The sequence below is a fragment of the Thalassotalea agariperforans genome (assembly GCF_053470345.1).
On record NZ_JBQMWH010000001.1, the window covers coordinates 535,723 to 557,385 of the forward strand.

Below are 21,663 nucleotides of genomic sequence, written 5' to 3' on the forward strand. Positions count from 1 at the left end.
ATTGTAAGCTTATTAAGGATAAATATATTAATATGCATCAAGTATTTGTTAAATAAATGTTCTTTAATTTTAGAACGCCATTTTTTAAAGAGCAGAGGCTGATTTGTGAAAAATAGACTTAAGACATGGTGGCATACTGATTGCCCTTTTTGTCGACGATTTCGTTTATTGCTTATTTGGTTGGTGCTCATGTTAGTTGTTGATAAGCTGTGGTTTCACCTTATTTTTTAACTTATTGAGTTTATTTGCTAAATTTTAAGCGTGGAACTTCTCAGCACCGCTTTATTCATCTATATTGTCAATATATAGGTTTAACCTATCTTTCTTTACACTTGATCAAGCCTAACCAATAGCGATAACTATGAGTATTCCAAAAAACAGACCCCTGTATATCCATTATGCAGGCCCAAGCCTAATAGAAACGCCGTTATTAAATAAAGGTAGTGCTTTTAGCAAAGAAGAGCGTGCCAGTTTTAATTTAACGGGGTTATTGCCACCACGTTACGAAACCATCGAAGAACAAGCAGAACGAGCTTACATGCAGTATAAAAGCTTCGATACCAATATGAACAAGCACATTTATCTGCGCGCTATTCAAGATAATAATGAGACTTTGTATTACAAATTAATACAAGATCACATTGAAGAAATGATGCCAATTATTTATACGCCTACCGTTGGTGATGCATGTGAGCAATTTTCTGATATTTATCGTAGTGCGCGAGGTTTGTTTATTTCTTACAATGAACGAGAGCATCTTGACGATATTTTAAGAAATGCGACAAAAAATAAAGTTAAAGTGATCGTGGTGACCGATGGCGAGCGCATTCTTGGCTTGGGCGATCAAGGGATTGGTGGTATGGGAATTCCTATTGGTAAATTATCTTTATATACCGCTTGTGGTGGTATTAGTCCTGCGTATTGTTTGCCGGTAATGTTAGATGTTGGCACCAATAATCAAAAGTTATTAGACGACCCAATGTACATGGGGACGCGCCACAAACGTATTGGCCAAGAAGAATATGATGATTTTTTGGCCATGTTTATTGATTCAGTAAAACGTCGCTGGCCCCATGTTATGCTGCAATTTGAAGACTTTGCTCAACCGAATGCAACGCCATTATTAACCCGTTATCGTAATGAAATATGCTGCTTTAATGATGATATTCAAGGTACAGCCTCGGTAACTGTCGGTACTTTATTAGCGGCATGTCGTAGTAAAAACGTGAAGTTATCGGATCAGAAAGTCACTTTTGTAGGTGCCGGTTCAGCCGGTTGTGGTATTGCCGAGCAAATTATTACCCAAATGGTAAGCGAGGGGATCAGTGAGCAACAAGCGCGCAGCCAAATCTTTATGGTTGATCGTTTTGGTCTGTTATCTCAAGGTATGAGTGATTTACGAGACTTTCAAGCTAAGTTAATGCAAAGTGCTGAGGCTATAGAAAGTTGGTCAATTGCTGGTCAATATGCCAGTTTATTAGAAGTAATGGAGAATGCGCAACCTGGAATTCTTATTGGTGTTTCTGGTCAAGCGGGTTTGTTCAGTGAACAAGTGATTAAAGCGATGAAGTCTCATTGTGAACTGCCGATTATTTTTCCGTTGAGTAATCCATCAAGACAAGTAGAAGCGACACCTGAGCAGGTAATTAATTGGACTGAGGGTGAAGTGATTGTTGCGACCGGCAGCCCATTTGATCCGGTTGAATATAGCGGTAAACTTTATCCTGTCGCTCAGTGTAACAATAGTTATATTTTTCCAGGTTTAGGTTTAGCGGTAGTTGCGGCTAATATTAATCGTATTACCGATGAAATGTTAATGGCGGCGAGTGAAGCCTTGGCGTTAGAATCACCGTTAGCGAATACTGGTGTCGGTAACTTATTACCACCATTGACGGCAATTGCTTCAATCAGTAAAAAAATTGCTTTTGCTGTTGCTAAAGTTGCCTATCAACAAGGTTTAGCATTAGAAATACCTGATGATATGTTGATTGCCAAAATAGAGCGTAACTATTGGCAACCGCAATATCGTCAATATAAGCGAACGAGTGTTTAATTGTTTGGCTTGAAAAAGCGTTAAGCTGTTTTGGGTGAAATTGATTCTCTTACGATCAGTGATGGTTCAAAAAGATGTTTAATTTCACCAATGTTTTTAGTTTTGTATACGTCTTTTAAGACGAGCTTTGCTGCCATTCTACCCATTTCATTTACCGGGTGATCAATGGTTGAAAGCTTAGGATATAGATAATTAGCAAAATTAATATTATCAAAACCAACAATGGATAAATCTTTAGGCAACTCAAAACCATGCTCTCTGGCATAGGTCATTACCGCAGAAGCCATTTCATCATTAGCACAAACAACGGCAGTAAAGGTAAGGTTATTATCGATAAAATGTTTTATCCCGTTAGTACCACCCACGTCTTTGAAGTCACCAACAAACATTAATTTTTCATCAAAAGGAATGTTGGCTTCTGCTAAAGCTCGTTTATGGCCGGCGAGACGATCTGTCGAGTCAGCTTTAAATAATGGGCCAGCAATATAGGCAATATTACTATGGCCTTGTTCAATCACTGCTTTGGTTGCTAAATAGCCGCCTAATTCATTATCCAAACTGATACATCGCTCAGCTAAGTTATTCACTTTTCTGGAAATTAATATAATAGGGGTTGAGCCTTTACTTAATTCAACTAGGTATTCATCACTAACCGCTTCAACGTGCATAATAATGGCGTCGCAATTTCGACTAATTAAAAACTCAATACCGTCTTTTTCTTTTTCAATATCACTATGGCCAGGTGTGATAATGACGTGTTTTCCGGCGGCTCTAAATTCTTCTTCAATACCCGCGGTCATTTGACCATAAAAAGGACCACTTAATTCAGAGACCATTATGCCGATACTGTTACTACGATTGGAGGCGAGGGACTGAGCAATAGAGTTAGGACGATAGCCCAATTGCGCCATTGCTTGTAAAACTTTATCGCGGGTTTTATCGCTAACGCGGGCATTTTTGTTCATTACCCGTGATACGGTCGCTAATGAAACACCTGCTAGTTTTGAAACCTCGTAAATGGTTGCCATTTTTTGTCCGCAATAAATGTTAATTTAATAAATATGTTTAATAGAACTTCGTTTTTTTGATTAAGCTATCCATTGCTAACAACGCTTTATTAGGCGCTTTAAAGCAAAGTCGCCGCTAGGTAAACGTAGCGGCGTAATATAGCACATTTTTTAATAAAACCTAATGGCAAGCCACATAGACAAATATTCTAATTAAGCTCTGCGTTTAATGAGTTCATTGCTGATCTCAATATTTTTTTGGCTACTTAATGGGTAGATCAACATTAAGGCCGCGCCAGCAAAAGCAAAAGCTGCAGGGATCCAACTCATTAATAATTGCATGCCAGGTAATGAAGCCTCAATGGTACTTTTATCCATGCCGTTATAACCATAACCGGCTAAAACTACAAGTACTAAAGCCCCAGCAAAGCCACCCCCCGTTTTTTGCACAAAAGTACCTGCCGAATAAATTAAACCGGTGGCTCTGCGGCCATTTTTCCATTCAGAATAATCCGCGGAATCGCCTAACATGGTAAAAAAGAGGGTTGGCATCATGGCAGCAAAAAATTCGGCCGCACAACCGATAACAAATAGAGAAGTAATATCCCCTTTGGGCACCCAATATAAACCACCGGTGATCAGGCCGCTTAATATTAATGAGGCAATGAATAAATTTCGTTTACCAAACTTTTTAGCTAAATAGCCGGTACATAAAGCACCTAAGATAGAAACAATTAATAAGGCAATAAAATATTGGCCAGCCATTAATTCACTGCCGACATGATATTTAAAATAATAGGCGATAACCCCGTATTTTATGCCGTTAAACATCATAGTTAAAAAGCCCATACCTAATAAAATTAACCAAGGTTTATTAGTGAGCAGGTCAACCATATCGCGTTGAGTACCGGTCATATTTTCTGTCGGTAAGCGTAATAATTTTTTAATGATGACCGCCATGACACCCATGACAATAAAAAAGAAGATGCCACTATAAATATCACGAAAATAGAAAAATAACGTCATCGCTAGTAGCGGTAAAATGATATAAGGTAAGTTTTTCGATAAATCAAAAAGCTCTGATTTTAGGTTGGTGGTTTTGTCTATTTTAGGTGTAATACGTTCTTTAGTGGTGCCAAAGGTGATAACCATTAAGGCAATTAAGACCGCGGCAAAAACATACATGGTATATTGATAGCCAATGGCATCGTTACCTTCACCAAAGTAAGCAACCAGCTCAGGTAAAAAGCCCATGACTAATAAGCCACCGGCAAAAGCGCCCGCAAATCTAAAACCAGATAAACTGGTACGTTCAACATCACTTGGTGTCATTACCCCCATTAAAGCTGAGTAGGGCACGTTATTAACGGTATAAGCGAGGGTTAAACCAATATAAGTAAAATAGGCATAAACTAATTTACCGTTATCGCTTAAATTTGGTGTGGTAAAACACAACACCATAAACAAACCTAATACGGGGGCTGACCATAAAATCCATGGTCTAAATTTGCCCCAAGGTGTGTTGGTGCGATCAGCTATCATGCCCATAATTATATCGGTGACGCCATCGGAAAGCCGCACAACTAAAAATAACATGGCGGCTGCGGCCGCTGTTATACCAAAGGTATCGGTGTAAAATACCGCTAAATAAGCTAAGGCACCACGCCATACTAAATTTGCAGCAGCGTCGCCCATGGCGTAACCGACTTTTTCATAAAACGGTAATTTACTCATTATTATTATCTTTATAGTTGTGAAGTTTGCTACCAATTAATTTAACTGGGAATAACTTTATTTTCTAGTTATCAGTGATTTATAAGCTAAACCACTGGCCTTAATCGTACGTACTTGGGTGTCGTAATCAACATGAACAATGCCAAAGCGTTTTAAATAACCTTCAGCCCATTCAAAATTATCCATTAAGCTCCAAGCAAAATAACCGTCGATAACAACACCTTGTTCAATCGCATTGTGCACTTCATTTAAATGAGCTTGATAATAATCAATGCGATCTTGGTCGTTAACTTCGCCATTAATTAACTGATCATCCATGGCGGCACCGTTTTCAGTAATATAAATTGGCGGTAGCTGGTAACGGGTATTTAAATCAACCAATAAGGCAGAAAAGGCTTGAGGATAAATTTCCCAACCAATATCGGTTAATGGTGCTGGTGGTGGTAATTGTTCAAAAATTTCACTGTCGCTAGCCTGATATATGGCGCGGGTGTAAAAGTTAATGCCTAAAAAGTCGACCGGTTGCGAAATAATTTCCATATCACCAGGCTGAATGTCCGGGTGATGCTCAACAGGTAGTTGTGACAAAATCTCAGGGTATTGTGCGTCAAAAATTGGTTTAATATACCACTGGTTAAAATAATCATCGGCAAAGCTGGTTGCTTTTATATCGGCTATTGAGTCGCTAGCGGGATAAGCAGGGGTAAAGTTTAATACGATACCATTTAGTGAATCTGGGCTATTTTTATTGAGCACTTTCATGGCTAAGCCATGAGCTAACAACAAATGATGAGCTGCTTTTTTACCAAATTCTTTACCGACAATCCCTGGTGCGTGAATACCCGCTTCATAACCTAAAAAGGCACTGCAAAAAGGTTCGTTAAGGGTGGCATAAGAGTGTACTTTATTGCCGAAGGCTTTAGTAATTAAGTCGGTATATTCAGCAAATTTGTAAGCGGTATCTCTATTTAACCAACCACCTTGATCTTCTAAATGTTGTGGTAAATCCCAATGGTAAAGAGTCACAAATACTTTAATATTTTTAGCATTTAAGGCATCAATAATATTAAGGTAAAAATCGACACCGGTTTTATTTAATTGGCCATCAAGGGTCATTACCCGCGGCCATGAAATAGAAAGGCGATAAGCATCAACATTAAGTGAGCCAATTAGCTCAATATCTTCTTGCCAGCGTTGATAATGCTGGCAAGCTTGCGAGCCATCAGAATTATCGGCAATTTTTCCTGGCGTGGCACAAAAAGTGTCCCAAATACAGGGGAGTCGATCATCTATTCCGCCTTCTATTTGAAAGGAGGCCGTCGCGACACCATAGGTGAATTTTTTCTCTAGCATCGGAGAGTTCTTAGGCAAAGATAATCTTGTCATGTGTTATACCAGTTTTCGTTACAGCGATAGGGTTAATATTGTAAGCGCTTACAAATAGCTTGAAAAAAAACGGCTATTAATGTCTAATGAATGAAAGCGCTTACATTTAGGTTAGTGATTAATCAGTCAAAGGTCAATACTTTTACTCTGATTTTCTTAGATAACGAATAAATGCCATTGGTTTATCACGTTATTTGTTTCTACGCTTTAGATAGCTCTAGTTAGATATTGTAATTAAAAGTTTATTAAGGAAACTTTTTATGAAATTTAATCCGTTAATTTATTCAGTCTTATCAATTATGGTTGCCACTTTTGGCTTATCATCGTGCCAAAAAATTGAGACAGTAAAAGAAAAGGCAACTGATAGCACGACACGCGTTAGTACTACTGAGCAGAAAAGTATTTGGCCGGTATTAAATTTTGACGTTAAAAAAGATCCTAATGTTGAAGCAAAAGTTAGCCAATTATTAGCACAAATGACGGTTGAGCAAAAAGTAGCACAAATGATCCAACCTGAAATTCGTGACATTACCCCAGAAGACATGCGCAAGTATGGTTTTGGTTCCTTTTTAAATGGTGGCGGTTCTTTTCCACAAGGCAATAAGCATGCAACAGCACAAGATTGGATCAACTTAGCCGAAGCAATGTATCAAGCTTCAATTGATGATTCACTCGATGGTAGTACTATTCCAACCATTTGGGGAACGGATGCTGTTCATGGACACAATAACGTTATCGGTGCGACATTATTTCCCCATAATATTGGTTTAGGGGCGGCTAATAACCCGAAATTACTTGAACAAGTTGCCGCTATTACCGCAAAAGAAGTGATGGTTACTGGTATTGATTGGGTGTTTGCACCAACAGTTGCGGTAGTACGCGATGATCGTTGGGGGCGTACGTATGAAGGTTATTCGGAAGATCCTGAAATCGTTAGAGAGTATTCAGCGGCTATTGTTAAAGGCTTACAGGGCAGTGTTGATAAAGATTTTTTAGGCGATGAACGGGTTATTTCTACGGTTAAACACTTTTTAGGTGATGGTGGTACGGTGGGTGGCGATGATCAAGGCGATAATATTGATAGCGAACAAACGCTGTTTGATCTTCATGCCCAAGGTTATGTTGGCGGCCTACAAGCCGGTTCACAATCGGTGATGGCATCATTTAACAGCTGGCATGGCAAAAAAAATCATGGCAACAAATACTTATTAACGGATGTGTTAAAAAAACAACTGGGCTTTGATGGTTTTGTGGTGGGTGATTGGAATGGTCACGGACAAGTTGCAGGTTGTTCGAATGAAAGTTGCCCACAAGCGATTAATGCCGGATTAGATATTTTTATGGTGGCAACTAAGGCATGGAAACCGCTATATGAAAATACTGTGGCACAAGTTAAAGCCGGTGAAATTTCGATGGCACGCATTGATGATGCGGTTAGCCGTATTTTACGTGTAAAAGTAAGAGCCGGTATTTTTACTAAACCTAGCCCTAAAAACAGGGTGTTATCAGGAAAAACTGAAATAATTGGCTCACTTGAACATCGTGCTGTTGCACGTCAGGCCGTGCGTGAGTCGTTAGTACTATTAAAAAATAAAAATAATTTATTACCGCTTTCAGGTAAGCAAAATATTTTGGTAGCGGGCGCGGGTGCTGACAATATAGCTCAACAATCAGGTGGTTGGTCAGTCACTTGGCAAGGCACCAATAATAGTAATGCTGAATTTCCTGGCGCTACTTCTATTTATCAAGGTATTAAGCAGGTTGTTGAACATAATGGCGGTGCTGCCACTTTAAGTGTTGATGGACATTATGCAGCAAAACCTGATGTTGCTATTGTCGTTTTTGGTGAAGAGCCTTATGCCGAAGGGCATGGCGACCGTGATAATTTAGAGTTTCAGCGTGGTAATAAACGCGCATTAGCTTTACTTAAAAAAATGAAAAGTGACGGTATTCCTGTAGTTTCTTTGTTTATTTCAGGTCGCGCTATGTGGGTGAATGCGGAATTAAATGCTAGCGACGCTTTTGTTGCGGTTTGGTTGCCTGGCACTGAAGGGCAAGGGATCAGCGATGTGTTATTTACTAAGGAAAATGGTGAGATTAATTATAACTTTAAAGGCAAGCTTTCATACTCTTGGCCTAAAACTGCTCAGCAAACACAAATAAATCGTTTTGATAAAGATTATGACCCTCTTTTACCTTATGGTTTTGGCCTTAAGTATGGCGATAAAAATGTTTTAGCTGATAATTTAGATGAAACTATTATCGTTAATAAAAACTTAAATAAAGCCCAGTCAGTTTTTAACGGTACTGTCCAACAGCCGTGGCGCTTAGAATTAACCTCAGGTGGCAATAGGGCGCTTGTTAATAGTAGTGTGCAAAGCTTGGGCGCGATTAATCTACGTACCACAGATAAAGAAGTACAAGAAGACGCATTAGAGATTAATTTTGACGGTTCAGCAATAGCTCAATTCGGTTTTACCAGTAACTTCACTGAAGATTTACGGGCGTTAAAAGAAGTAAATTCTGCTTTGTCGTTTTCGATCAAAATTGCTGAACCCCCAAGAGCACCATTAACGGCAAGTATGACCTGTGAAACCGATTGTCAGGGTGAGTTGAGTCTTAATAAGTTATTAGCGGGTTTAGCAGATGAGCAGTGGCATAGCTTATTAATCGATTTACAATGTTTTGAACAAGCAGGGGCTGACTTGTCGAAAGTTACCTCGGTATTAACCATTACTAGTAACGCACCATATTCGTTAACCATTGCAGACGTTGTATTAATTCCCAATCAGGCAAAAAAATCTGATATAACTTGTCAATAACAATAAAAATTTAGCTCAGTATTGAGATAACATAAATGGCCAATAAAATGGACGGAACAATAAAGCAGATCGTAATTGTTGGCGGTGGAACCGCGGGGTGGTTAACCGCTGGCGTTATTGCAGCTGAACATAAAGCAAACAGTGAGTCAGGTATTCAAGTAACGCTGATTGAATCGCCAGAGGTAAAATCAATCGGGGTTGGTGAAGGAAGTTGGCCAACGATGCGAGCAACGCTGAATAAAATAGGTATTTCTGAAACTGATTTATTTAGAGAATGCGATGCATCTTTTAAGCAAGGATCTAAGTTTGTGAATTGGGTAACTGAGCAGCCTGATGAGCAATATTTTCATCCTTTTGTTTTGCCTCAGGGCTATCAGAAAACGGATTTAGTTCGTCCTTGGCAGAAGCTTAAACACGGTGTTGCATTTGATAAAACCGTTGCTTTTCAGGGCCACTTATGTGATTTAAATAAAGCCCCTAAACTCATTACCACGCCTGAATATGCGGCAGTAGCCAATTACGGTTATCACCTTGATGCAACTAAGTTAGCTGATTTTATTCAAAAGCATTGTATTGAAAACTTAGGAGTGCGTCATGTTGTTGATCATGTTGAGCGGATTAATACTAAGCCTTGTGGTGATATCGCATCCGTTACCACTAAACAGCAGGGTGATATAGCGGGAGACTTATTTATTGACTGTAGTGGCTTAGCGTCTTTATTAATAGGCAAGCATTATGGTATTGAATATCTTAATAAAAAAGATGTGCTGTTTAATGATACTGCACTGGCAGTGCAAGTACCCTATGTGGAAGATAATAGTCCAATCGCCTCTTATACTCTTTCTACAGCCCAATCAGCAGGTTGGATATGGGATATTGGCTTACCGACAAGGCGCGGTGTTGGTCATGTTTATGCTAGTGAATATCAAACCGATGAACAAGCCGCAGCGCAATTAACTCAATACATTGAGCAATCAGCGAATAAAAAAATAGCGAGTTCGTTATCTTTTAGAAAAATAACTTTTCGGCCAGGCCACAGGGCTAAATTTTGGCATAAAAACTGTGTCGCGGTTGGCATGTCAGCAGGATTTTTAGAGCCGTTAGAGGCGTCAGCTTTAGTTTTGGTTGAGTTAGCTGCGAGTAGTATTAGCAGAGATTTACCGATAAATAGAGAAGCTATGGAGCTGGTGGCGAAGCGTTATAATGAAAAGTTCTTATACCGCTGGCAACGTATTATTGAATTTCTTAAATTACATTATGTGTTGAGCCAAAGAAAGGGCGATTATTGGCATGATAATAGGGCAGAGACGAGTATCCCTGAAAGTTTAGTTACTTTGTTAAGCTTATGGCGATATCAACCACCAAGCACAGAAGATTTTTCTCAAATTGATGAAATATTCCCCGCAGCAAGTTGGCAATATATTTTATATGGTATGCAGTTTCAAACCTCGGAACGAGTTACGGATTGTTGTCATATTAATTATCAAATGGCAGAAAAGCTCTTTAACGAAAATGCCCAATTAGCTCAAAGATATGCCGCAGCATTATTAACTAATCGAGCGTTAATTTATAAAATTAAAGAGTTTGGTTTGCAAAAAGTTTAAGTGGTTAATTCTAACCATGTTAACTAACCTAAATTATTTTGCTTATTAAGCAAAATGAAGTTACCTATTCAATAAGCTATTAAGCAAATAAACTGCTTAATAGCTTTATTTCATGAACATTTATTTCATTGATAGTATTGTCAGTATTGCTTTGGCGGGTGGATCAATAACGCTACTGTAAAAAAAGCTATCGGCGACTTTTTCGATATGAAATTTTTCATCAAATACGTTGTGAATAATTTCGTTATCAAAGCGATAAGGCATAGGGATTTTTTGGCCTGCAAACTCATCATACATTTCAAACCTAGGTTCTTTTAAACTCATGGTTTTGAGTAGTAACCTGCCTGACGGTTTAAGTAGTTTTTGAATGTTTTCAATATATTTTTTGGTACTAATACAGCAAATAGAATGAAAACAGCCTCGATCAATAATAAGATCAAATTTTTCATCAATTGAACTGGCTAAAATATCGTCGATAACAAAAGATAATTTAGTGGTTTTAGGTAAGTTTTTAGCCGCTTCTATGGCTTTATTTAAGGCGGTTTGAGATATATCAGAGCCAACCACGTCATAGCCTTTTTCTGCAAGAGCAATAGCTTGCGCACCGCTACAGGTGCCTAAATCTAAAATTTTACCAGAACTTATTTTGTGCTCGGCCAAGTATTCAATTACATCAAGGTCTAGCTCTTTACTAAACCAAGGCCAAATATTATCGTTTTTTGTTTGGGAATACATTTCACAATTTTTGGTTTCCCATTTATCTTCATTCCATTTTATAAAGTCTTGTAAAGTTGGCATAATTAGTACTTCTATTGTGATTTATGATCAGCCAAACAATATTGATTAATAAAGGTTTGGTGGCTTGGTAGTCTATCAACATTAAATTTCACGTTATTTTTTAACGAGGTTAAAAAACGATCTAATTCTGCCTGTGGCATTACGTTTGCTATTTGATGATATTGTTCTGGCAATATTCCTTGCCCGATCATAACTTGTGACCAGGAATCAATGTGAAATAATTCATCGGCAGCTACTTGTAGACGAGCAGAATCTTTAAATAATTGAATACGGTGAGCTAATGATTTAGGGAGTTCCATACTTTGGCAATGGCGCCAAAACTCACTATCGTCACGGTTTGTTACCTTATAATGTGTGATAATAAAATCTCGCACATGGGCGAGTTCTTGATCAAATTGCTGATTATATTCATCAACAAGGCTTTGTTTCTGTCCTTCAAATGGGAACAGCACGATCAACCTCAGAATACTTGACATAATTAAGTGAATACTTGTTGATTCTAATGGCTCAATAAAACCACTAGATAAACCAACTGCAACACAATTTTTATTCCAAGCTTTTCTTCGCTTACCTGTACGATATTTAATAATACGGGGTTCGGTGAGAGGCGTACCTTCAATATTTTTTAATAGTAATAATTTCGCGTCGTCATCACTTAAGTACTTACTACAATAAACCAAGCCATTACCAACGCGGTTTTGCAAGGGAATTTGCCATTGCCAGCCATTTGCATGGGCAATAGAACGGGTGTAAGGAATAGGCTCTTTTACAGTTTCCGTTTGCACGGCAACGGCGCTATCACAAGGTAAAACGTGAGACCAATCTTCAAAACCTGTATGTAATGTTTTTTCTATTAATAAACTTGCAAAGCCGGTACAGTCAATAAATAAGTCACCGGTGATCACTTGCCCAGATGCTAATGTAAGTGAACGGATATCGCCAGATTGAGGATCTTTGGTAACTTGAGTTATTTTTCCCTCTTGTCGGGTTACCCCTAAATCTTCACTAAATTTTCGTAAATATTTTGCATATAACGTAGCGTCTAAATGATAAGCATAATTGAGAGGGTTTTCTTCAGTGATAGCAAATTTTCCTGCTTTTGCCGCTTGTACTTCAGGACAATATTGCTCAAAACCTGCGTGATGACCATGTCGTAAACCATGCAACCAAAAGTGCTGGAATTCACCGGCCCAACATTCTTTACCAACACGGCCAAAACCATGTAAATAACTATGTTTAGGTTCTTTCCAATTTTCGAAATTAATTCCTAGTTTAAAGGTAGCGTTAGTCGCTCGCATAAATGTTTGTTCATTTATACCTAAAAGGCGGTGGAAAGTTACTAATGTTGGAATTGTTGCTTCTCCAACGCCGACAGTGCCTATTTCATCAGATTCAATAAGGGTTATATTAAACTGTCGGCCAAGAAGTTTCGATAATGCAGCAGCACTCATCCAGCCAGCAGTTCCGCCTCCGGCAATAATAATATTTTTGATTGCTTTTGTTGACATTACGCTGCTCCCTACAAACGACTATTTTGCATATCGACAAGCTTTTGAATGTTATTGATAGATGCCACTACCATGTATGCCATTTGCAGAAAACCTTGCGAATTAAGCTCTTCTAACGCAGTAGCACTTAACTTTGATAGCTTGTTTTGATTAATTGTATAGTTACCATCAATGCAAATTTTTTCACCATTATTGAGTTCAATATTTAAGGTTATGGTTTCTAGCAAATCATGGGCTATGAATGCGTCAAACATTTTTTTGCTGGTTTCAATACCGGTATTAATTAACATTAAATGATGACTTATTTGATTTAAGTAAGGCGTATTTTCACCTGTTGTAGTAAAAATTGCTTCCCCTTCATCATAGCTAACTCTAGCGTTATCCATATCAATACAAACAACTGGGTTGTTGATGATTTCGCCATTTACATTTTGTTCTTCATGACCGATTAAAAAGGGTTCTTTTTCAATAACCGCAGGAATATAGGATGCGTGCCATGTGCCGCGTTTTAAAAATAGGTTCTCATTTTGGCGAAGGCCAAATAAAACCACTGATTGAAATGCGCCAGTGTCGGGATTTTTACTAAATAAAATAGGGTAATCTCGTTGAATATGAATATATTCGGTTGGAAACGTTAATGTGTAGCTGATGTTATTACCTAATTTAACGCTTTTATTGGTATTTATTTTAATGTCTTTGTGGGTTTTATTATTCAGTAATACGTAATTTGTCATGTTTATCCTAATTTATTGTTATTTTTGAAATTAAGAACCTTTTTAAAATAATTACCAGCGCTTAATGTGATGACGAATTGATGAATATACAAAGGCTTGCTTGTTGTTTATTGATAAAGCAAGTAATTGTATATATTACAAATACAGTGAATTGACAAAATGATCAAGGCGCATAGGTAGGTTCTTTTAGAAAAATTCTTTTAGGTAAATTGTTAATAAAATAGAGCCCACGTTATTCGGTGGGCTCATGATGTTTTTATTTACTAAGTCTAAAAGGTGTAACGAGCGCCAAATTCGTAACGCGCTTCCGACTCATATGCATTGATCAAGGCATTTTTTGTTCTGCCATGTCGACGAGCGTCTTCACCAGTAACGTTAATGCCGGCAAATGATAAAGACAGCTCTTTTGTTAGCTGATAACTCACACTGAGATCTATTTGGCTATAGGCTTCTACAAACTCAGGCTCAGAATCATCAATTGCCGCATCATTTAAGAAGTCATCGCGCCAGTTGTAAGCAATACGAGCAGATAAATCATCTTTTTCATACATTAAAACGAGGTTGGCTGAATCACTTAACCCAAGTAACGCAAATTGGGTTTCAGTTGAGGCTAAATCAAATTTCACATCACCATTTACTATGGTGTAGTTAGCTTGTAAGCCAAAACCGGTATCGCTTAAGAAATGTTGTACAGCTAATTCAAAACCATCAATTTTGGCTTCATTATTATTTACCGGTGATTGTGATAAGAAGATCATTTGTGGATCATCAGAATTTGGCAATACGTCAACATTTTCTTCATACCAGTTATCGGTATGACCATTAGCATACAAGGCTTCACCTAGCTGATTTGCGGCAACCATCGAAAATAGATCGGTATTGGTTGGGCTTGTTATACCGTAGATATTCGCAAGATCATTGATTGCTTGTTGAGCTCTAGGGCCATTGGAAGCATCACGTAAATCAAAGTAATTTTCTCGAATTGGACCACTACCAACAAAGTTATCAACACGTTTTTCAAAATAACCGACAGAAACATAACTTGTTTCTTCAAAGTACCATTCTAATGATAAATCAAGGTTATCTGATTCAAGAGGTACTAAATTCGGGTTATTTGAACTAGCGCCACCCGTTGCTGTTGGATCAAGTACTGTTGGTTCAGCAGGGCCTCCTGTAATTGCTACAGCAGAGCTTAACTGTTGATATTGTGGGCGAGCAATGGTTTTACTGTATGAAAAGCGCGCTTTTAAATCATCTTTAATATTTAGATCGAAATCAAAACTTGGTAACAGGTGGTCATATTCATTTTTAACTGAACGTGGCGAAACTTCATCACTAAGGTCAACTAAGGTATCGTTATTACTTGTCCAACGAACTCGTAACGGAATTGCTGATGCACTTGTTGATGTTGAATCGGTTGATTCGTGTCTTAGACCCGCACTTACGTGATAAGGCATTCCACCTAATTCACCGTTTAAATTAATTTGGAAGTAAGCGGCAAAAATTTCTTCTTCTATTACCAAATCAACTTCGTTATTAGGGTTTTTATCTGTTACTAGATCGTATTGAGTATCTGCCCAGTATAAAATTTCTTTGGCATCACCTCTGAAACCCTGTGTCCAAGCTTCGCTTGGCAGTTTGTAATCATCTAAAGAATCGTTAAAATCAATTGGATCTAAAAATGCTGTCGGTAATTCACCTGCATTTGAAGCACCCCAGCCACCCATTGCTTGGTTGCCGGTATGAGAACGAATGGTATGGTTTTTCATATCACGAGATTCAATACCAAAGTCTATGCTGCCTTCATCAAATTCATATGAACCATCAATACGTAACTGTTGTATGTCATTGGTATTTTCATTCCATACCGTTTGTAACATCGTTGTGCCTAAATCGTTAATATCTAAAACACCGTTACAGTTATAGCCGTTTCCAGTTTGGGTGGATGGACGAGGATCACAATCATCAAAATTAGCCAGTTGAACAGGTAAGCCACTTGATAGATAACGAGCACCAATGCCGGCATGGACATTAGAACCAATACCAACGGTTAAATCATTACCAAATTTTTCAGTAGGTAAACTTTCAGATTTTGAGTCGTGGTAATCTAACGTTAGATTAAAATAATCATTCACATCCCAATCAAGATTAATACCAATTGATTTATCTTCAGTTTTAATATTACGGGCAATTTGTTTTAGAGCGATATCACGAGGAGCACTTTGATTACGGTTTTCAAAATATAGCTCTGGTGTTGGATTTAGACCCGATGTAAAGGTTACTTCGCCTAAGAAGCTGTCATACCATCCTGAAATATCAGAAATTTGTTTCTCTTGAGTTAATTCCGTGTAGGTATAATCTAAGGTTGCGGTTAGGTTATCCATTGGACGATATTGTAGTGTTAATTGAGCATTGGTACGTTCGCGTTGAGTATCTTCTAAACGATAGGCAATGTCTGAAGGAAGTTGAATTGCCGTACCTTCAGCAGGTAAATTAGAGTATACAGTTGCAGGATAAGTAACGCCGCCTTCAACATAGGCTTCTTCAACTTCTCGGTTAATGTCGGGATCACCATCACCATCTAAATCTGAAAATGTACGATTTCGCCAAGCGTTAACTTCAGCGCCCGTTTGGCTACTATGACGCTCAGAGAAACTACCGGTAAATGAAGCACCAAATACTTCTTCTTCATCCGTCCAGCTAATTAAACCAGAAAGCTCAGGGGTTACCTTATCATTTAAATCTCTCACACCATCACGTACTGATGTATCGAATAAAGCTTTACCACCAATACTCGCATGTAAACCTGGTTTATCTAATGGTTTAGCTGTGTTGATATTAATTGATGCACCAATACCGCCTGTTGCAATATCGGCTCGACCCGTTTTATACACTTCAACCGACTTGACCGCGTCTGAAGATAGGTTTTGAAAGTCGTATGCACGATTATTCGCTCGACCACCACCAAAAGGGAGTTCTGTAGCAGGCATTGCACGGCCATTTAATGTCACCATATTATATTGTGGTCCAAAACCACGAACAGTTACACGGCTACCTTCGCCATTAGAACGGTCAATAGAAACACCGGTAATGCGTTGTAATGACTCTGCTAAGTTTGTATCAGGGAATTTACCTATATCTTCAGCAGATATAGCATCGACTACACCTGTTGCATCGCGTTTTAAGCGAGTAGATTCTTTAATACTTGAACGCATCCCTGTTACTTCAATTACTTCAATTTGCTGTTCACTTTTTGTTTCTTCAGCAAAACCAGGGGATGCAATGGTTGCGCCTAATACTAGTGATAAACTAGTCGCTAATTTTGATTTTCTAAATGTACTTGTTTTCATATCTCTCTCCCACGAGTGATCAAATCATTTGACTATTTATTTATAATTTTCATTGTAAGCGCTTACATGTAATTTAAAAAAAACGACAAACTTGAATGTAAAATCCTTGAAAGCGCTTTCATTAACGTAGGTTAATATTTAAATAAGATCAAGTTAATTTGTGTTTTATTTTAATAAATTGTTAATTAACTCTCAAAAAATGTGGTGTTTATAATCTTAATTAATAAGTTTTTATATTTTAACTGTTTGTAAATAATGGCTTTAATTTACTTTTGAATAGTGTTTGATTAAATAACATTTAATTAATATTAATTATGTGTTGAAAAAAAAACATAAACAGGTTTATTATGTAAGCGCTTTCATTGTTGTTTTTTACTTTAAAGCAATACGGTCAATAGTTTAAAAAATATGAATGCTTGATAGTCACTAGCCGAAGCAATAGTTATCCCTAAATAACAATAAATAGAATTAGGAAAGTCCATGAACTTAAATGAAGTAAATGCCAAACTGTCGTTAAAAGAAAAATTGGGTTATGCCTGCGGTGATGTCGCCAGTAATTTTTATTGGCGGGTATTTGATGTTTTTTTATTTATTTTTTATACCGATGTTTTTGGTATTTCAGCTGGTGCTGTTGGCACCATGATGCTGGTAACTCGCTTAATCGATGCGTTTTCAGATCCGTTAATGGGGGCATTAGCTGATCGTACTGAAACTCGTTTTGGTAAATTTCGCCCCTACTTGTTGTGGGGGATCATTCCGCTTGCTGCAGCAGGCGTGCTAACGTTTACCGTGCCTGATTTAAATGAAACCAATAAATTAATTTGGGCTTATTTAACCTATATTTTCATGATGTTAGCTTATACCTTTATTAATATTCCTTACGGCGCATTATTAGGGGTTATTACGGGAGATTCGCAGCAACGTACCACGTTAACCAGCTTTCGTTTTATTGGGGCGTTTACCGGCGGTAGTATTGTTGCTTATTTAACGCCTGAATTAGTTGGCTATCTTGGGCAAGGTGATGAAGCATTAGGCTGGCAATTAACCATGGGAATATATGGTGCGGTAGCGGCTTTATTATTTTTCATTTCATTCAGTACCACTAAAGAGCGTATTAAACCACCGGCAGGTCAAAACACGGCGATCAGCCAAGATATAAAAGACCTAACCAAGAATAAACCTTGGCTAGTTTTGTTTACTTTAGCGCTCATTATTATGATGACAATCACCTTACGGGGTAGCACAGGTACTTTTTATTTTAAATACTATGTTGAACAAGAAAGTTTGATTGGTAGTTTTTCAATGGCCTATATGTTGTCGTTAATGTGTGGTGCCGCTATTACGCCACTGTTAACTAAGTTTATTGATAAACGTAGTTTATTGTTGATTTTAATGGGCATAGTGACGGTGTTATCTGTTGTTTTTTATTTTGTGCCCAAAGATCAAATTGCCTTAATGTTTGCTTTGCAAATTGCCATTGGTTTAGCACTAGGCCCTAAATCACCCTTAGTGTTTTCTATGTATGCTGACTCGGCTGATTATTCGGAATGGCAAACTGGCCGACGAGCCACCGCGATGATTTTTTCAGCCGCCACTTTTTCACAAAAACTTGGTGGTGCTTTTGCTGGTGCCATGATGGGGTGGCTTTTAGCTTCGTTAGGTTATGTTGCTAATCAAGCGCAAACCGGCGCTTCAGAGCAAGGTATTGTGTTATTGATGACCCTGATCCCCGCTGTTTTTGCGTTTATTTCCATGGTAGTTATTTGGTTTTACCCGTTAACCGAAGCCAAGCTTGTTCAAGTACAGCGTGAACTTGCCGAGCGAAAGACAGCCAGTGATCATTTAGCCACAGATTCAGGAAAATAAAATGTCTAAGCCAATGCCTTTTACTGTCATTAATGCAGGTGCCAGTGATTCACAAGTTGAGTTACATGATCCAACGTTATTACCTAAGTCAGCTGGATTTTTGTGGAACAAAAAAATGATGATTCAAATGAATTGTCGTGGCTTTGCGGTTGCACAATTTATGCAGCCAGAGCCGGCTAAATATGCTTATGCGCCAAATATTGAAGCAAAAACCTTCATGCAGCCTGAGCATCATTATTATGCTAATCATCCAGGACGCTTTTTTTATATTAAAGACGAAGATAATAATAACTTTTTTTCAGCGCCTTATGAGCCTGTTAAAGGGCATTTAGATTCATACAAGTTTATTATCAGTGATAGTGAAATTTCATGGCAGATTGAGAATTTAGCGCTACGTGTAGAAATTACCTTGACCTTAGCTACCGACGACGCTGTTGAAATATGGTCGTGTCAGGTGACTAACTTATCTAATAAGCCACGTAATATTAGTGTTTATCCTTATTTTCCTATTGGTTATATGTCGTGGATGAATCAATCGGCTGATTATCATCGTCAGTTAAATGCTATTGTCGCAACAGCCATCACGACTTATCAAAAGGTAGAACAATATTTTGAAAATAAAGAACTTAAAGATAAAACCTTTTTTCTAGCGGATGAACAACCAACAGCTTGGCTGGCTAATCAAAATGTTTTTGAAGGTGAAGGCGGTTTAACCTCGCCAGATGCCTTAAAAACTGAGCAGTTAAGTAATACTCCCGCTTGTTATGAAGTACCTGCGGCGGTTATGCAATATCAACGCGGCTTGGTACCGGAGCAAACATGTCGCTTTAATTTTTTATTTGGGCCTGCGAAAGATGAAGCTGAAATAGCCCAATTGAAAGCAAAATATTTACAAAATAATACCTGTTTACAACAAGCTAAATTAAATTATGTTAATTATCTTAAGCAAGCAAAAGGCTGCTTAACTATTCATAGTAATGATAAAGCGTTCGATGACATGGTAAATCATTGGTTACCACGGCAAATGTTTTATCATGGTGATGTTAATCGCCTGACCACAGATCCACAAACCCGAAATTATATTCAAGATAATATGGGCATGGCTTACCTTGCTCCAGCTATAGCACGACAAGCGATATTAACAGCCTTATCACAACAAGCCGTTAATGGTGCTATGCCTGATGGTATTTTATTACATCAAAATGCCGAACTTAAATACATTAACCAAGTTCCACATGCGGATCATTGTGTATGGTTGCCAATTTGTTTAATGGCATATTTAAATGAAAGCAATGATGCGGGTTTATTAACTGAGTTGCTGAATTTTGCTGACAGCGATGATAAAAAAACGGTTGCTGAGCATATTGAGTTGGCCATTGATTGGTTATTACAAGCTAGAGATTATCGTGGACTCAGTTTAATTGAGCAGGGTGATTGGTGTGATCCGATGAATATGGTTGGTTACAAAGGCAAAGGAGTATCAGCTTGGTTAACTTTGGCGACAATTTATGCCATTAATTGCTGGCGAGATATTTGTCAGCAATATTTGGCCGATTGTAAACAACGCTTTGATAAACTTGAACACTATAGTTTAGCGGCAGAAGCGATGATGCAAGCAGTGCAAACGCATTTATGGGACGGCCAGTGGTTTGCTCGTGGTATTACCGATGATGATGTGGTGTTTGGTATTAAAAATGATAAAGAAGGTAAAATTTATTTAAATCCACAGTCGTGGGCTTTATTAAGCGGATCAGCAAGCGATGAACAAAAAGCCAGTATGCTTTTAAGTATCGCTGAACAATTAACGACACCTTATGGTGTTATGATGTTAGCGCCAAGCTATACCAAAATGCGTGAAGATGTTGGCCGATTAACACAAAAATACCCAGGCGTTTCTGAAAATGGCTCGGTTTATAATCATGCCGCGGTTTTTTATGCTTATAGTTTGTACCAACACGGTGAGCATCAACAAGCTTTTGAAGTATTAAAAGCGATGATCCCAAATTTTGATGATGCTGTCACCCGTGGTCAATTACCGGTTTATATCCCTAATTATTATCGTGGTGCTTATTTTCAGTTACCTGAACAAGCGGGTAAATCTAGCCACCTTTTTAATACTGGTACATTAGCCTGGTTTTATCGTTGTATTGTTGAAGAATTATGTGGTTTAAAGGGCGAAAAAGGCAACTTGTTAATTCAACCTAAACTGCCGAAGTCATTGCAGACCATCAGCGGCGTTCGCACTTTTCAGCAGGCAACTTTTCATTTTGTCATTAAAAAAGTAGCTATGCCAAGTACTAGCAAGCAACTTAAAGTAACTCTTGATGGTAACTGTTTAGACACTCACCTTATTACTGGTATTCAAGCGGGCAAAAGTTATCAATTAATTATTGAACTGCCTTTTGATAATTATACCATACCGTTCTAAGTGAGCACTTCTTTATACGGAATGGTATTAACCGCTTCTAAATAAAAAGCAAAAAAAAACGCATTAAAAAATGCGTTTAAAAAACATGAAATACTAAGGGAGATTAATTCTTTCAAGTAATAAGAGTGGCGTCACTTCAATTAGTTCAAAAAAAATTTAATTTTTTACTTTTATTTTTTTGTCTGCAATTTTTTCTTTATTTCTGACTATATTTATTAGGTACATTCAGGAATTAAAGCCTCAGAAAAAAAACTTATCCGTTAATGAAAATTTGATAACCGTATTATCTCAAGAATGCTTAATTTATGTTGGTTTAAATAAATTTTTTAGAGTAAAAGCACTTGTTGTTTTTGTTTTTATTTATTATTAATCA

12 protein-coding genes are annotated in these 21,663 nt (G+C 37.8%); 5 read left to right on the plus strand and 7 right to left on the minus strand.

Annotation, left to right across the window (positions count from 1 at the left end):
* Window positions 1-361: 361 nt before the first annotated feature.
* Window positions 362-2,053, plus strand: a complete 1,692-nt coding sequence (locus tag ACSLUO_RS02390) for an NAD-dependent malic enzyme (RefSeq protein ID WP_448245852.1) — start codon at window positions 362-364, stop codon at window positions 2,051-2,053.
* A 20-nt stretch (window positions 2,054-2,073) separates the two neighbouring features.
* On the opposite strand, the gene ACSLUO_RS02395 is transcribed toward ACSLUO_RS02390, so the two are convergent.
* From ACSLUO_RS02395 to ACSLUO_RS02405, 3 genes are all read right to left on the minus strand, one after another.
* On the minus strand, window positions 2,074-3,081 hold the full coding sequence (locus tag ACSLUO_RS02395) for a LacI family DNA-binding transcriptional regulator (RefSeq protein WP_448245854.1): 1,008 nt from the start codon (window positions 3,079-3,081) through the stop codon (window positions 2,074-2,076).
* 192 nt (window positions 3,082-3,273) lie between these two features.
* Entirely contained in the window at window positions 3,274-4,794 is a 1,521-nt protein-coding gene (locus ACSLUO_RS02400; protein WP_448245856.1) for an MFS transporter, read from the minus strand.
* A gap of 57 nt (window positions 4,795-4,851) precedes the next feature.
* Window positions 4,852-6,180 (minus strand): GH1 family beta-glucosidase, encoded by a 1,329-nt coding sequence (locus ACSLUO_RS02405; RefSeq protein WP_448245858.1) that lies wholly within the window; start codon window positions 6,178-6,180, stop codon window positions 4,852-4,854.
* A 260-nt stretch (window positions 6,181-6,440) separates the two neighbouring features.
* On the opposite strand from ACSLUO_RS02405, the gene ACSLUO_RS02410 reads away from it, so the two are divergent.
* Entirely contained in the window at window positions 6,441-9,002 is a 2,562-nt protein-coding gene (locus ACSLUO_RS02410) for a glycoside hydrolase family 3 protein (RefSeq protein ID WP_448245860.1), read from the plus strand.
* Window positions 9,003-9,037: 35 nt separating this feature from the next.
* Window positions 9,038-10,606 (plus strand): tryptophan halogenase family protein, encoded by a 1,569-nt coding sequence (locus ACSLUO_RS02415; RefSeq protein WP_448245861.1) that lies wholly within the window; start codon window positions 9,038-9,040, stop codon window positions 10,604-10,606.
* Window positions 10,607-10,726: 120 nt separating this feature from the next.
* On the opposite strand, the gene ACSLUO_RS02420 is transcribed toward ACSLUO_RS02415, so the two are convergent.
* The 4 genes from ACSLUO_RS02420 to ACSLUO_RS02435 all read right to left on the minus strand — a co-directional run bounded on the left by ACSLUO_RS02420 (window position 10,727) and on the right by ACSLUO_RS02435 (window position 16,996).
* Window positions 10,727-11,404: a class I SAM-dependent methyltransferase gene (locus ACSLUO_RS02420; RefSeq protein WP_448245863.1), complete on the minus strand. Its 678-nt coding sequence runs from the start codon at window positions 11,402-11,404 to the stop codon at window positions 10,727-10,729.
* Window positions 11,405-11,415: 11 nt separating this feature from the next.
* A complete protein-coding gene (locus ACSLUO_RS02425) occupies window positions 11,416-12,912 on the minus strand; it encodes a tryptophan halogenase family protein (protein ID WP_448245865.1) in 1,497 nt (498 codons plus the stop codon).
* 11 nt (window positions 12,913-12,923) lie between these two features.
* Window positions 12,924-13,646: a SapC family protein gene (locus ACSLUO_RS02430; RefSeq protein WP_448245867.1), complete on the minus strand. Its 723-nt coding sequence runs from the start codon at window positions 13,644-13,646 to the stop codon at window positions 12,924-12,926.
* Window positions 13,647-13,915: 269 nt separating this feature from the next.
* The gene (locus ACSLUO_RS02435; protein WP_448245869.1) at window positions 13,916-16,996 is read right to left on the minus strand and encodes a TonB-dependent receptor; all 3,081 of its coding nucleotides are present in this window, start codon (window positions 16,994-16,996) and stop codon (window positions 13,916-13,918) included.
* 480 nt (window positions 16,997-17,476) lie between these two features.
* Between ACSLUO_RS02435 and ACSLUO_RS02440 the strand changes: the two genes are divergently transcribed.
* Window positions 17,477-18,862 carry an MFS transporter gene (locus ACSLUO_RS02440; RefSeq protein WP_448245871.1) on the plus strand — a complete coding sequence of 462 codons (1,386 nt, stop codon included), beginning with the start codon at window positions 17,477-17,479 and terminating at the stop codon, window positions 18,860-18,862.
* 1 nt (window position 18,863) lies between these two features.
* Window positions 18,864-21,290 (plus strand): GH36-type glycosyl hydrolase domain-containing protein, encoded by a 2,427-nt coding sequence (locus ACSLUO_RS02445; RefSeq protein WP_448245873.1) that lies wholly within the window; start codon window positions 18,864-18,866, stop codon window positions 21,288-21,290.
* Window positions 21,291-21,663 lie beyond the last annotated feature (373 nt).